At 39.9% G+C, this 13,426-nt stretch carries 13 protein-coding genes; 11 read left to right on the top strand and 2 right to left on the bottom strand.

Going from position 1 to position 13,426, the window contains the following annotated elements:
* Positions 1 to 13: 13 nt before the first annotated feature.
* The 9 genes from trmB (at position 14) to INP93_RS04550 (ending at position 7,729) form a co-directional block, all read left to right on the top strand.
* Positions 14 to 760 carry a tRNA (guanosine(46)-N7)-methyltransferase TrmB gene (trmB, locus tag INP93_RS04590; protein ID WP_197545262.1) on the top strand — a complete coding sequence of 249 codons (747 nt, stop codon included), beginning with the start codon at positions 14 to 16 and terminating at the stop codon, positions 758 to 760.
* Between the two features lie 50 nt (positions 761 to 810).
* Complete coding sequence (locus INP93_RS04585; RefSeq protein ID WP_049368907.1) at positions 811 to 1,152, top strand: YggL family protein; 342 nt, start codon at positions 811 to 813, stop codon at positions 1,150 to 1,152.
* Positions 1,153 to 1,374: 222 nt separating this feature from the next.
* On the top strand, positions 1,375 to 1,917 hold the full coding sequence (gene napF / locus INP93_RS04580) for a ferredoxin-type protein NapF (RefSeq protein ID WP_197545261.1): 543 nt from the start codon (positions 1,375 to 1,377) through the stop codon (positions 1,915 to 1,917).
* Positions 1,904 to 2,167 (top strand): chaperone NapD, encoded by a 264-nt coding sequence (locus tag INP93_RS04575; RefSeq protein WP_049367905.1) that lies wholly within the window; start codon positions 1,904 to 1,906, stop codon positions 2,165 to 2,167. Before napF ends, INP93_RS04575 begins: the two co-directional genes overlap by 14 nt.
* Positions 2,168 to 2,230: 63 nt before the next feature.
* The gene (gene napA, locus INP93_RS04570; protein ID WP_197545260.1) at positions 2,231 to 4,717 is read left to right on the top strand and encodes a nitrate reductase catalytic subunit NapA; all 2,487 of its coding nucleotides are present in this window, start codon (positions 2,231 to 2,233) and stop codon (positions 4,715 to 4,717) included.
* A gap of 116 nt (positions 4,718 to 4,833) precedes the next feature.
* On the top strand, positions 4,834 to 5,739 hold the full coding sequence (napG, locus tag INP93_RS04565) for a ferredoxin-type protein NapG (RefSeq protein ID WP_049384758.1): 906 nt from the start codon (positions 4,834 to 4,836) through the stop codon (positions 5,737 to 5,739).
* Complete coding sequence (gene napH / locus INP93_RS04560) at positions 5,739 to 6,629, top strand: quinol dehydrogenase ferredoxin subunit NapH (protein WP_197545259.1); 891 nt, start codon at positions 5,739 to 5,741, stop codon at positions 6,627 to 6,629. Before napG ends, napH begins: the two co-directional genes overlap by 1 nt.
* Positions 6,630 to 6,650: 21 nt before the next feature.
* Positions 6,651 to 7,079, top strand: coding sequence for a nitrate reductase cytochrome c-type subunit (locus tag INP93_RS04555; RefSeq protein ID WP_054419212.1), 429 nt, complete (start codon positions 6,651 to 6,653; stop codon positions 7,077 to 7,079).
* An 11-nt stretch (positions 7,080 to 7,090) separates the two neighbouring features.
* Positions 7,091 to 7,729 carry a NapC/NirT family cytochrome c gene (locus tag INP93_RS04550; RefSeq protein ID WP_054419210.1) on the top strand — a complete coding sequence of 213 codons (639 nt, stop codon included), beginning with the start codon at positions 7,091 to 7,093 and terminating at the stop codon, positions 7,727 to 7,729.
* 51 nt (positions 7,730 to 7,780) lie between these two features.
* Here the strand turns inward: INP93_RS04550 and gss are convergent, their stop codons facing one another.
* Both gss and INP93_RS04540 read right to left on the bottom strand, forming a co-directional pair.
* Positions 7,781 to 9,670 (bottom strand): bifunctional glutathionylspermidine amidase/synthase, encoded by a 1,890-nt coding sequence (gss, locus tag INP93_RS04545; protein WP_197545258.1) that lies wholly within the window; start codon positions 9,668 to 9,670, stop codon positions 7,781 to 7,783.
* A 170-nt stretch (positions 9,671 to 9,840) separates the two neighbouring features.
* On the bottom strand, positions 9,841 to 10,914 hold the full coding sequence (locus INP93_RS04540; RefSeq protein WP_197545257.1) for a TrmH family RNA methyltransferase: 1,074 nt from the start codon (positions 10,912 to 10,914) through the stop codon (positions 9,841 to 9,843).
* A 149-nt stretch (positions 10,915 to 11,063) separates the two neighbouring features.
* On the opposite strand from INP93_RS04540, the gene pssA reads away from it, so the two are divergent.
* Positions 11,064 to 12,431: a CDP-diacylglycerol--serine O-phosphatidyltransferase gene (pssA, locus tag INP93_RS04535; protein ID WP_049363263.1), complete on the top strand. Its 1,368-nt coding sequence runs from the start codon at positions 11,064 to 11,066 to the stop codon at positions 12,429 to 12,431.
* A gap of 125 nt (positions 12,432 to 12,556) precedes the next feature.
* The gene (gene asd, locus INP93_RS04530) at positions 12,557 to 13,426 is read left to right on the top strand and encodes an archaetidylserine decarboxylase (RefSeq protein ID WP_049363264.1); all 870 of its coding nucleotides are present in this window, start codon (positions 12,557 to 12,559) and stop codon (positions 13,424 to 13,426) included.

Here is a 13,426-nt window from a genome sequence, read left to right as displayed (position 1 = left end):
GCGAATAAAAACCATGACAGAAGAGCAAAAAACCTTTGCTGATCAAAAACGTAAAACCGTTGAAACGGCTGAATTTACAGAAGATGGTCGTTATAAACGTAAAGTTCGTAGCTTTGTGTTGCGGACAGGTCGCTTAAGTGATTTTCAAAAAAATATGATGAATGATCACTGGGCTGATCTTGGATTAGATTATCAAAATGCCCCTTTTGATTTTGTCGCGATTTATGGCAATACAAATCCCGTTATATTAGAAATTGGCTTCGGAATGGGGAAATCTTTAGTGGATATGGCAGAAGCAAATCCTGATAAAAATTATCTTGGTATTGAAGTACACACACCAGGTGTAGGTGCCTGTATTGCTTATGCGGTAGAAAAAGGCGTGAAAAACCTTCGCGTGATTTGCCATGATGCCACTGAAATTCTACGTGATTGTGTAAAAGACGGCGAATTGGGCGGCTTACAACTTTTCTTCCCTGACCCTTGGCATAAAGCGAAACATCATAAACGCCGTATTGTTCAACCGCACTTTGTAGAGCAAGTCGTGCAAAAATTACAACCAAATGGTTTTATTCATATGGCAACGGACTGGGAAAACTATGCGGAACAAATGCTCGAAGTGCTTTCAGCCAATGAAAACTTAATCAATACTGCCGAACAAGATTATATTCCACGTCCTGATTTCCGCCCTCTCACAAAATTTGAGGCGCGCGGTCATCGCTTAGGCCACGGTGTGTGGGATTTATACTTTAAGAAAAAATAATCATTGAGATGATGACGATACCCATTACCTTAACATAGGAGAACATTGAAATGACAACTCGTAATCAACGTCAACGTAAAAAACTTCACTTAGCAGAGTTCCAAGAATTAGGCTTTTTAGTGAATTGGCAATTTGCTGAAGGTACCAGCATCGAAACTATCGATGAAACCGTTGATCGTTTTATTGCTGAAGTGATTCAACCAAACGGCTTAGCTTATGAAGGTAGCGGCTATTTACATTGGGAAGGCTTAGTTTGCTTAGAGAAAATCGGTAAATGTGATGAAAGCCATCGTCAATTAGTGAAAAAATGGTTAGAAGAAAATAAATTACAACAAATCGAAATCAGTGAATTATTCGATATTTGGTGGGATTACCCAACCCAAAACGCATAATATTTTAAACTCACTTCAGGGCGGTTCTTCCGCCCTATTTAATAATCATTTTCACTTATATTTTAACAATTTATTTACACTAATAACATATTTTCAAAATATCATTGATCTATCTCAACAAAAGTGTATATTTCTTAAAAACTACTCCTTTTAGGTAGTTACTATTTTTTTATTAGCACTAGATAATGCATCCCTTGAAAATACCGAACTTTAAAGAAAAATATGGCGATTGAAAATCCTTCTCGCAGACAATTATTACGTGGGCAATTTTTACAATCGTTACATTCTGAAAACGCGAAAATTCAAGGTATTAATGCTATCCGTCCACCTTGGTCGATAAACGAGAACAACTTTACAGATAAATGTACGCGGTGCGGTGATTGCATACTGGTATGTGAAACCCAAATTATCGTAAAAGGCGATGGCTGTTTTCCTGAAATACAATTTGACAAGGGCGAATGCACGTTCTGCCAAAAATGTGTTTTAGTCTGTGAACAACCGATTTTTCGTTCATTAGAAGAAGAGCCTTGGGCACATAAAGTTGAAATTACAACGCAATGTCTCACAGAAAATCGAGTGGAATGTCGAAGTTGCCAAGATAGCTGTCCGATGAATGCCATCCGTTTTCGATTACAACTTGGTGGCGTAGCAAAACCCATATTGGATTTAGAAAGCTGTAATGGTTGTGGTGCTTGCCTAAGTGTTTGCCCAACAAAAGCAATAAAAATTTTTAATATTGAAACAAATATCGATGAGTCAATTTAGCGAAAATGAGAACTGGTATGTATGCAGCATTGTTGTGCAAGCCAGACCAGAAAAACTTAACCAAGTCAAAGAAGCCATTTTAGCGATTCCAACCGCTGAGATTCATGGCGAAAAATCTGATGAAGGCAAATTGGTGGTCACCCTTGAAAGTAACCGTCAATTAGCATTAGCGGATCTTATGGATGAAATTAAAGATATCCCAGGAGTAATTGTCGTTTCTTTAATTTCGAATTACTTAGATGAAAAATAAATAATTTAGGAATACATACTCTTTTGTATATTCTAAAACATTCAACAACGAGTGGGGAAAACTATGGAACTTAATCGTAGAGATTTTATGAAAGCCAATGCTGCACTTGCAGCGGCAGCGGCTGCCGGTATGACCATCCCTGTTAAACAGGTTAATGCGACCGAAGATATGGGCATCAAATGGGATAAAGCCCCATGCCGTTTCTGTGGTACAGGATGTAGCGTATTGGTAGGAACCAAAGATGGTCGAGTTGTCGCAACTCAAGGTGACCCGGATGCAGAAGTAAACCGCGGTTTAAACTGTATCAAAGGTTACTTCCTTTCTAAAATCATGTACGGTGCAGACCGTGTACAAACTCCGTTATTACGTATGAAAGATGGTAAATTCCATAAAGAAGGTGACTTTACACCAGTTTCTTGGGAGCAAGCTTTCACTATCATGGCGGAAAAAATCAAAGACATCTTGAAGAAAAAAGAACCAAATGCTGTTGGGATGTTCTCTTCCGGTCAAACTACTATCTATGAAGGCTATGCAAAAGTAAAACTTTGGAAAGCTGGTCTTCGTTCAAATACTATCGATCCTAATGCTCGTCACTGTATGGCGTCTGCAGCGGTTGCGTTTATGCGTACATTCGGTATGGATGAACCAATGGGTTGCTATAACGATATCGAGAAAACCGATGCATTTGTGCTTTGGGGTTCAAACATGGCGGAAATGCACCCAATTTTATGGTCTCGTATTTCTGACCGTCGTCTTTCTTCTGATAACGTGAAAGTTGTAGTTATGTCAACATTCGAACACCGTTCGTTTGAATTAGCTGATGTGCCTATCGTATTTAATCCACATGCAGACCTTGCAATCCTTAACTACATTGCAAACTACATTATCCAAAACGATAAAGTAAACTGGGACTTCGTTAATAAACATACTAAATTCAAACGTGGTGAAACTGATATCGGTTATGGTCTACGTCCAGAACACCCACTTGAAGTTGCAGCGAAAAACCGTAAAACTGCAGGTAAAATGTATGACTCTGACTTCGAAGAATTCAAGAAAATCGTTGCACCTTATACATTAGACGAAGCACACCGTATTTCTGGTGTACCAAAAGATCAGCTTGAAACCCTCGCGAAAATGTACGCGGATCCAGAACAGAACTTAGTTTCTTACTGGACAATGGGCTTTAACCAACACACTCGTGGTGTATGGGTTAACCACATGATCTATAACGTACACTTATTAACCGGTAAAATTTCTAAACCAGGTTGTGGTCCGTTCTCATTAACTGGTCAACCTTCAGCTTGTGGTACAGCGCGTGAAGTGGGTACTTTCGTTCACCGTTTACCAGCGGACATGGTAGTAACCAATCCTAAACACGTTGAAATCGCTGAGAAAAAATGGAAATTACCAAAAGGTACCATTCCAACTGTACCTGGATACGCAGCTGTACAACAAAGCCGTGCATTAAAAGATGGTAAATTAAACTTCTTATGGCAACTTTGTACCAACAACATGCAAGGTGGTCCAAACATTAACGACGAAATTTTCCCTGGTTGGCGTAACCCTGAAAACTTCATCGTTGTTTCAGACCCTTACCCATCCGTTTCTGCAGTTGCAGCAGACCTAATTCTCCCTACTTGTATGTGGGTAGAAAAAGAAGGGGGCTATGGTAACGCAGAACGTCGTACCCAATTATGGCGTCAACAAGTGAAAGGTCCTGGTGAGTCTCGTTCTGACTTATGGCAAATTGTGGAATTCTCTAAATACTTCAAAACAGATGAAGTATGGGGCGAAGAATTATTAGCTCAAATGCCAGAATATCGTGGTAAGACTTTATATGAAGTACTTTACGAGAATGGTGAAGTAAACAAATATAAAGTACCAACGGATGTTCCAGGATACATCAATGATGAAGCAGATCACTTTGGTTACTACCTACAAAAAGGCTTATTCGAAGAATACGCTGACTTCGGACGTGGTCATGGTCATGACTTAGCACCATTTGATACTTACCACCAAGTACGTGGTTTACGTTGGCCGGTTGTTGACGGTAAAGAAACCTTATGGCGTTACCGTGAAGGCTTTGACCCGTACGTTAAAGCAGGCGAAGATGTTGCGTTCTACGGTTATCCAGATAAAAAAGCAATTATCTTAGGTGTGCCTTATGAAGACCCTGCAGAATCACCAGATGAAGAATATCCATTATGGTTATGTACTGGTCGTGTACTTGAGCACTGGCATACTGGTACCATGACTCGTCGTGTACCTGAATTACACCGTGCGTTCCCGAACAACTTAGTTTGGATGCACCCAGCGGATGCAAAAAAATATGGCTTACGTCATGGGGATAAAGTGAAGTTAATCACTCGTCGTGGTGAAATGATCACTTACTTAGATACCCGTGGTCGTAACAAATGTCCTCAGGGCTTAATTTACACCACCTTCTTTGATGCGGGTCAGCTTGCTAACAAATTAACATTGGATGCAACCGATCCAATTTCAGGCGAAACCGACTTCAAAAAATGTGCGGTTAAAGTGGAAAAAGCGTAGGATTTTCCTTTCGTTTCTAGTCGCTCCTCTCTTTAAAGAGAAGGGAATTTAAAATAAGAGCGGTCAAATTTTGCAACATTTTTACAAAATCAGACCGCTTATAAAAGGAAACGCAGATGAGACTTGATCCTAACCGTCGTCAGTTTTTAAAAAATGTGACAAGAACGGCTGCCGGAGTATGTGGGGTTGGTATTATTCTTGGCTTACAGCAACAACAAGCTAAAGCTAAAGAAGGAATCGCCTTGCGTCCACCTGGCGCTTTACCGGAAAAGGATTTCTTGGCAGCTTGTACCCGTTGCGGACAATGCGTCCAAGCCTGTCCATATGATATGTTGCATTTAGCTTCGCTGATTTCACCAATGGAGGCTGGCACACCTTATTTTATCGCTCGGGATAAACCTTGCGAAATGTGTCCGGATATTCCATGCATGAATGCCTGTCCAAGTGGTGCATTAAGTAAAGAACTCAAAGATATCAATGATGCGAGAATGGGGTTAGCAGTATTGCTAGACCATGAAACTTGTCTTAACTGGCAGGGGTTGCGTTGTGATGTGTGTTACCGCGTTTGTCCATTAGTAGATAAAGCGATTACACTTGAACGTATCCACAATGATCGTACAGGAATTCATGCAAAGCTTATTCCAACTGTTCACTCTGATGCTTGCACCGGATGCGGTAAATGCGAACAAGCTTGTGTATTAGAAGAAGCGGCAATTAAAGTCTTACCGATGGATATCGCCAAAGGACTACTCGGTCGCCACTATCGCTTAGGCTGGAAAGAAAAACAAAACGCCGGAAAATCCTTAATTGAGGAGCAACATCCGGATGGCTTACGTCCAGCAATGGATGCTCGTATGCCGGAAGGCTCACATGAGCCGGTTTATCAGCCAATGCAAGTTCAACCGAACCAAAAAGTGGCAACACCAAACCGTGCAACAATGGATTATGTACCAAATCCAACAACAGTTCCGGAAGCAGAGCAATTCCCAAATCTGGACTTAAACATTAAGGGGGTTAAATAATGGCTGAAAAATATACCCCGAATAAGCCTAAAGATGCAGGCTTAGAAGCTCGCCAAAAACTCGGTTGGTGGCATGCTTATCGCTTTTTAATTCTACGTCGAATCAGTCAATTAAGTATCATTTTAATGTTCTTAAGTGGCCCGATTTGGCAAGTTTGGATTCTAAAAGGCAATTACAGCTCAAGCATGCTTTTGGATACTGTGCCATTGACAGATCCATTGATTACCGCTGAAAGTTTAGCGACAGGTTACTTACCTGAAATCACGACAATTGTTGGTGCCTTAATTATTGCGATATTCTACGCAGTCGTTGCAAGTAAAGCCTTCTGTAGTTGGGTTTGTCCAATGAATATGGTAACGGATGCTGCAGCTTGGTTACGTAGAAAATTAGGTATTAGACAATCATTAAAAATTTCGCGCCAACTTCGTTATGTGATTTTAGCGGTGATTTTAGTCGGTAGTGCAATGACTGGCACACTCTTATGGGAGTGGATAAATCCTGTTGCAGCACTTGGACGCATCTTTGTCTTTGGAACAGGTGCAACCCTTTGGTTAGTTGCAGTCATCTTTTTATTTGACTTACTTGTTGCCGAACATGGTTGGTGCGGTCACCTTTGTCCGATTGGTGCAATTTATGGTGTCATTGGCAGTAAAAGCCTAATAAAAGTTAATGTAATTGATCGTGATCGCTGTGACCGTTGTATGGACTGTTATAATGTTTGCCCAGAACCGCAAGTATTAAGACTTCCTTTACACGGTGGACCTGAAGATAGCCAAATTATATTGGCAAAAGATTGTATTACTTGTGGACGCTGTATTGACGTTTGCGCAGAAAATGTATTTACATTTGGCTCTCGCTTTGAGAAACAAATAAAAATTAAAAATATTTAATTATTTAATGGAGTGGATTTCATGAAAAAATCATTTATTTTCATGCTGGCTTTATGTAGTGGATTGGCATTTGCTGATGCACCGCAAGTTGCAAACAGCATTGATAAAACAGCAGAAAGTGTTGCACCAGCATTTACGAATCCTTATAAAGATGTTGGTAATATTCCTGTAACCTTCCCTAACCAACCTCCACTTGTTCCACACAGCATTCGTGGTTTACAAGTGACGAAAAATGCTAACCAATGTTTAGGCTGTCACTCTCCGGATGTTGCTCCAACAACGGGGGCACCTCGCGTACCTGAAAGCCATTTCTTAACACGTGACGGACAAAAAACAGAAGGCACTTCGCCACGTCGTTATTTCTGTTTACAATGCCACGTTCAACAAACTGACGTGAATCCAATTATTCAAAATAAATTTGAAACTATTCGTCAAATGCAAGGTAAATAAGGAGCTAAACCATGATTAAATCAAGCATTCAGAAAGTTTGCCGTTGGTTACGCTCTCCGAGCAAAATGGCAATTGGTGGGGTTATTTTATTAACTATCATTGGTACTATCGTTGGCACTAACCTGTTTAATGCTGGAATGGCGACAACTAATACAGAGCAATTCTGTTCAGACTGTCATACTAATGACGTTGTACCTGAGTACCAAGCGTCAATCCACTTTAGTAACCGTTCAGGTGTGAAAGCAATTTGTTCAGACTGTCACGTTCCACATGAATTCATTCCAAAAATGGTTCGTAAAATGCAGGCATCGACTGAAGTTTATGCATACTTTACAGGTAAAGTAGATACTAAAGAAAAATTCGAAAAACATCGTTTAGAAATGGCTGAACGCGAATGGGCGCGTATGAAAGCGAATAACTCACAAGAGTGCCGTAACTGCCATAACTTCAATGATATGGACTTTACTCAACAAAAAACTGTGGCACAACAAATGCACGCACTTGCACAGGAACAAAACAAAACCTGTATCGATTGTCACAAAGGTATTGCGCATAACCTTCCACACATGGAAAAAGTACAACAAAGCTTTATTCCAGCGGATATGTTAAAAGCAAATGAAAAACCTGCTGATAACAAAGATGCTAAATAATTTTGTAGCGAAATAATAAATCGGCACTCATTTTGAGTGCCGATTTTATTTTTATTTCTTAAGGAAATCTTTATCCGATAATACCCTTAACGGTTGCATATCGCTATTTCCCATAATGACCAAACTCGGGTCTGAACGTAAACAGCTACCACCATAATGCCCACCAACAGTGAAAGTACAGACCTGAACATATTGGTCTTCCACTTTTGGTAAACACCAAAGCTGTTGATAAATACTTTCCTGCTTATCAAAACGACCATCTGTGCTATCGAGTACAGATTTACACTCACCAATGAGTTTCACATTATCACCTCGACGACCTGCAATTGGTTTTTGTGCGTAACCATTTTTAATCAGTTCAGGTGTCAATTCAAATCCCGCTTCGAGTAGATAACGATGATTTGGGAATAATGACCATAATACAGGTAAGATCGCTTTATTACTTGGAATGGCTGTCCAAAGTGGCTCGTAAACTAAGACTTCCGGACGAAGTAACACGTCAATTAACCGCACTTTATCTTCAGGATACCCCGTACGAATTGGTGGAGCCACTTCCATGCCTGTCGCATCCTCACGAAGTTGCTCTAACATGGTTTCCCAAGCCCATGTTTTCCACACCGTTTTTATCTGGTTATCTTCATCATCAATCAAACGACCACGACTATCCCAATGTAGCCCCTCTGTACCATGAATAATTTTGGCTTGAAATCCTGCTTGAACCAGTGCATTACGCATAAACAATGAGTGGTAATCTTCTTCATCATCATGATCTTGCATAATATGAACAAGCGGCGTCGCTTCACTGTGTTTCCAACAATCCGCTAATGCATTACGTAAACCATCAGCAGGATTTTCACCAATATTCAATCCGCCTTGAATCGCCCATCGATTCATAAACTCACCGGCTTCCGCATGGCAAGAGGCTGAATCTGCGTTGTATTCATACACTTTCAATCCACGACTATCCATACAGAAATCTAAACGCCCCGTAATGGTTTGATAACGGCGATTTTGCCAAGATAAACGTAAGCGAGGCCATAATAATTTTGGAATATTAAAATATTCTAATAACTTATCGTCTTTTAAAACTTTATCTGTGGCATGCAAATACATTAAATGTAATTCATTAGTTGCACGAATCAACTCATGCTGTGCTGTTTCAGACATTGTAAAGTAACGATATTGGTCAGAATGGCTAACTTTATGCCCTCCCATGGCTTTCACATAGGCAGCTTCAAATTCATTGTTCTCATTCAGCCATTTATGTTCAAACTGACCGTTGTTTTCAATATGTTCTGCATGAATTTCAAGTTTCTCTTTTTCTGGCGTTGGCTGTGGCAGACTGTATTCGGTGTCTTCCGTTTGGATCATCCAACCTAAAATTTCGGTATCATCAAAGGTATCATGCAGAAAATAACCACTTTCAGAAACCGTCATCGGTAATTCACGCGTCCATTGCTGCCCGCTTGGTAAGCGCGAGTGAATCACGTTTTGTTCAGCAATGCGGATTTTATCCTCTAAGACTTCGGTAATAATCGCCACATGCCCCGTATGTTTAAATTCGCCCCCCTCTTGCCAAATTAAAAGGGCGCCTGCTTCAGGCTTACGTTTGCAACCATTTGCAAAGGCTTGTAAGGGTAATAAGGCATCATTCACCACTTGACGTAAAAATCGTAGAGAAAAGATCTCGTAAGCCATTCCTACATCAGTAAACACCATGCCATGATTGAGATATAAATAACGGCGAGCAAATTCTACACACTGCCATTTGTAGCCCATGTACTCTCTTCCTAAATAGCTGCGAAAGGCAGCATCATCCGGATACTCTTTCTCATCAGCAGTGTGATAATCTGATGAATAAATCGCAATCCCACCCGGTGCATAACCTAATAAACTTCCGAAAGGATCATGTGTACTAATATTGGCTGAACGTTCAGGCATAAAAACTCCCTGTTAAATAACTACTCGGAATAGTATAGATCTTTTGTTTAACTTCCCCCAAAAACTTTATGAAAGAAAGATGAAAAATTAAGTGACACACATTTTAAAAAAGAAAAAAGGCTGACATCTGCCAGCCTTGAAAATAAGTGTAAAAATAACCGCACTTGAGGTTATTTTACATACCAATGTGCTAATAAAATTCCTGTATTTACCGCAATATTTAATCCGGTTTTTAATGGATTACTTAAAGAAAGACGCACATTCACATCTTCTTTCTCACGAATATCATCTGTGCTGCCTTCACTCAATACTAATGCAACTTTGGCTGCAAATTTGAGTTGTTCCAACGCAATACCCTGTTTATTGGTTGATACATGAATAATCTGATAACTCGCCTTACGTAAAGCCTCTAACGCAATTTCCGTACTTTCTGTTTCTAAAATACGAATATGCTCCATTCCGCCTTCAGCCACACGCATCGCAGCCGGTGCATAAAGCTGTTCAACTTGATTTGTTACCACATTTTTAATGCCATAGAAAGCGCAAGTACGCACAACACCACCTAGGTTTTGCGCATTATTAACTTGATCAAGCACCACTAAACAATCTTCTTGACGCGGGACATCTAAATAACCTTGTAAAGAGAAAGTACGTTGCTTCTTCACTAGCATACAAATGCCACCATGATGCTCAGTGCCACTTACTAAGCTTAGCTCATCGCTGTCCACCACGTGATACACTTTTTTATTCGCGGCTAAATAACTGAAAATCTCGCCAATTCGATGCGCCATTTGCACCGTTGCCCATACGCGAACAATGCTCTCCGGACGCTCAGCAAACAATTCTAAGCACGCATTTTCACCATACACTTTCATTTCTTCAGCGCGGTTCTTTTTAATTTTCTCCGGTGCTCGTGGTGATAATGCGCCCGTTTTCTTTTCTTTCGGTTTATAACTCACGCCAGTGCTTTTCACGGTTACTTTTACTAAGCCACTTTCACCATTCGCTTTATTTAATGAAAGTTCAGCAATTTTTGGTTCTCTCACTTCTTGCTGTTGGAAGCCACGAGAAGGTTTACGATCATCCTTTTTTTTATCAAAGTGCGGTCGATTTCCCTCACGTTTTTCATTATTGCGACGATCATCAAAGCGACGTTCTTTTTCATTAAATGCACGTTTTGGGCTACGCTCTTGAAAAGATTTGGTGGAATTTGTTTGGAATGATGGTTTGCGTGAATTGCTCATAATTTACTTCTCGAAGGAAAAATTGGATAATAATTCGCCAAAAAATGCGAAAATTTGTGAGCATTATAACGAAAAAAAACCTTTTTTCTATCAATCCACAAAGGAAATATTGTAAACTAGAGCATTAATTTTTAGTGTAGAGATCGATTATGTTAATCAATAAAGCTAAACGAGCAGAACAAAATTTAAAAAATTTGCCTTTTCTTCCTTTACAGGCTGAACAGGTTGAGTTTCTGTTTAGTCCGCTTGAATTCAAAGCACAAATTATAGAATTAATTCGCCAAGCTAAAAAACGTATTTACGTGACCGCACTTTATTGGCAAAAAGATGAAGCGGGACAAGAAATACTCAATGAAATTTATCGCGTAAAACAAGATCATCCTGAATTGGATGTGAAAATTTTAGTGGATTGGCATCGCGGACAACGCAATTTACTCGGTGCAGAAAAATCTGCTACTAACGCTGATTGGTATTGTGAACAACGCCAAACCTATCAACTTCCCGATGAACCAAATATGTTCTTCGGTGTGCCTATTAATACCCGTGAAGTCTTCGGTGTATTGCATATTAAAGGCTTTGTGTTTGATGATACCGTCCTTTATAGCGGCGCAAGTATCAATAACGTGTATTTACAACAGCAAGATAAATACCGTTACGACCGATATCAAAAAATCCATAATGCTGCACTTGCGGATTCTATGGTTAATTTCATCAATGATTATTTATTGGATTTCAGTGCCGTACATCCATTAGATGTGGCTAATCGCCCTCGCACTAAAGAAATTCGTAGTGCAATAAAAGCTTATCGTAAAAACTTATCTGCCCATGCGGAATATCAGTTGGAAAGTGCGGTTGGTTTTTCCGATGTTTTAACCATTTCACCACTTTTTGGTTTAGGTGCATCGGGCAATGAATTAAACCAAGTTATCGAAGATTTACTCTTACAAGTGCAGGAAAAATTGGTGATTTGCACGCCTTATTTCAACTTCCCTCGCACGCTAAGAAGTAAACTTGCCCGCTTATTAGAACAAGGAAAACGTGTCGAAATTATCGTGGGTGATAAAGTCGCGAACGATTTCTATATTCCACCAGAGCAGCCATTTAAAATGGCAGGCGCATTGCCTTATTTATATGAAAGTAATCTTCGTCGTTTCTGCGAAAAATTTGATGCTTACATTAAAAATGGCCATTTAACGGTGCGTTTATGGAAAGATGGCGATAACACCTATCACCTCAAAGGTATTTGGGTGGACAATCAGTATATTCTTTTAACAGGGAACAACCTGAATCCTCGTGCATGGCGTTTAGATGCGGAAAATGGATTATTAATCCACGATCCAAAACAAGAACTTCTGTCACAAGCGGAAAAAGAATTATCACATATCCGCCAACATACCAAAGTATTGCAAGATTATTCTGAATTAGAAGAATTGACGCAATATCCTGAACCGGTGCAAAAACTGTTGAAGAAGTTTGCTCGGATTCAAGCAGACAAATTGGTCAAAATGATTTTATAAATACAAAAAGAAGCCGGCAAATGTCGGCTTCTTGCTTTCATCTTGCGCAAAAACATCGACTAACATTGCACAAGTGAAATAAGTTGTTATAATCGCCCAACTTTTTAATCTTATCGGAGAAATCAATGAACCCAATTTCTTATTGGCAACGCCTAAAAGTTGCATTTCAATATGTGATGCCTCAAATCTATATGACACAAGCAGCAGGTTGGTTAGCTAAACAAAAATGGGGCGCAGTGACACATTTTGTGATTAAAGCGTTTGCAAAAAAATACAACATTGATATGAGCATTGCTGAAAAAGAAAATTTCAGTGATTACGCCAGTTTTAATGAATTCTTTATCCGTCCATTAAAAGAAAATGCACGACCAATTAACCAAAATCCAACCGCACTTTGTTGCCCTGCGGATGGTCGTGTAAGTGAATGTGGACACATTGAAGATGACCGCCTATTACAAGCAAAAGGTCACTTCTTCAGCTTAAATGATTTATTAGCGGAAAATAAAGATTTAACCGAGACCTTTAAAAATGGGGAATTCGTCACCACTTATTTATCACCACGTGATTATCACCGTGTGCATATGCCATGTGATGGTACTCTTCGCAAAATGATTTACGTACCGGGTGATTTATTCTCCGTCAATCCGTTTTTAGCGAAACATGTGCCGAACCTCTTTGCGCGTAATGAGCGTGTAATTTGTGTCTTTGATACTGAATTCGGTACCATGGTACAAATCTTAGTGGGCGCAACAATCACTGCGAGTATCGGTACTGTTTGGGCTGGTGTGATTAATCCGCCACGTCATAACGAAGTGAAAGTCTGGACTTATGAAGGTGAAAATGCGGTTAAATTAAGCAAGGGTCAAGAAATGGGTTGGTTCCAACTTGGTTCTACCGTGATTAACTTATTCCAAGCCGGCCAAGTGAAAATTGCCGATCATTTAAGTGTTGATGAACCTGTTCGCATGGGTGAAATCTTGGCATTGAAAAAATAG

The organism is Haemophilus parainfluenzae (genome assembly GCF_014931415.1).
GTDB lineage: Bacteria > Pseudomonadota > Gammaproteobacteria > Enterobacterales > Pasteurellaceae > Haemophilus_D > Haemophilus_D parainfluenzae_AF.
This window is presented reverse-complemented; position numbering and strand designations above follow the sequence as displayed.

Excerpts from the sequence above, each read along its gene's own strand:
- trmB (WP_197545262.1), top strand. The coding sequence starts at position 14 with ATGACAGAAGAGCAAAAAACCTTTGCTGATCAAAAACGTAAAACCGTT.
- INP93_RS04585 (WP_049368907.1), top strand. The coding sequence starts at position 811 with ATGACAACTCGTAATCAACGTCAACGTAAAAAACTTCACTTAGCAGAG.
- napF (WP_197545261.1), top strand. The coding sequence starts at position 1,375 with ATGGCGATTGAAAATCCTTCTCGCAGACAATTATTACGTGGGCAATTT.
- INP93_RS04575 (WP_049367905.1), top strand. The coding sequence starts at position 1,904 with ATGAGTCAATTTAGCGAAAATGAGAACTGGTATGTATGCAGCATTGTT.
- napA (WP_197545260.1), top strand. The coding sequence starts at position 2,231 with ATGGAACTTAATCGTAGAGATTTTATGAAAGCCAATGCTGCACTTGCA.
- napG (WP_049384758.1), top strand. The coding sequence starts at position 4,834 with ATGAGACTTGATCCTAACCGTCGTCAGTTTTTAAAAAATGTGACAAGA.
- napH (WP_197545259.1), top strand. The coding sequence starts at position 5,739 with ATGGCTGAAAAATATACCCCGAATAAGCCTAAAGATGCAGGCTTAGAA.
- INP93_RS04555 (WP_054419212.1), top strand. The coding sequence starts at position 6,651 with ATGAAAAAATCATTTATTTTCATGCTGGCTTTATGTAGTGGATTGGCA.
- INP93_RS04550 (WP_054419210.1), top strand. The coding sequence starts at position 7,091 with ATGATTAAATCAAGCATTCAGAAAGTTTGCCGTTGGTTACGCTCTCCG.
- gss (WP_197545258.1), bottom strand. The coding sequence starts at position 9,670 with ATGCCTGAACGTTCAGCCAATATTAGTACACATGATCCTTTCGGAAGT.
- INP93_RS04540 (WP_197545257.1), bottom strand. The coding sequence starts at position 10,914 with ATGAGCAATTCACGCAAACCATCATTCCAAACAAATTCCACCAAATCT.
- pssA (WP_049363263.1), top strand. The coding sequence starts at position 11,064 with ATGTTAATCAATAAAGCTAAACGAGCAGAACAAAATTTAAAAAATTTG.
- asd (WP_049363264.1), top strand. The coding sequence starts at position 12,557 with ATGAACCCAATTTCTTATTGGCAACGCCTAAAAGTTGCATTTCAATAT.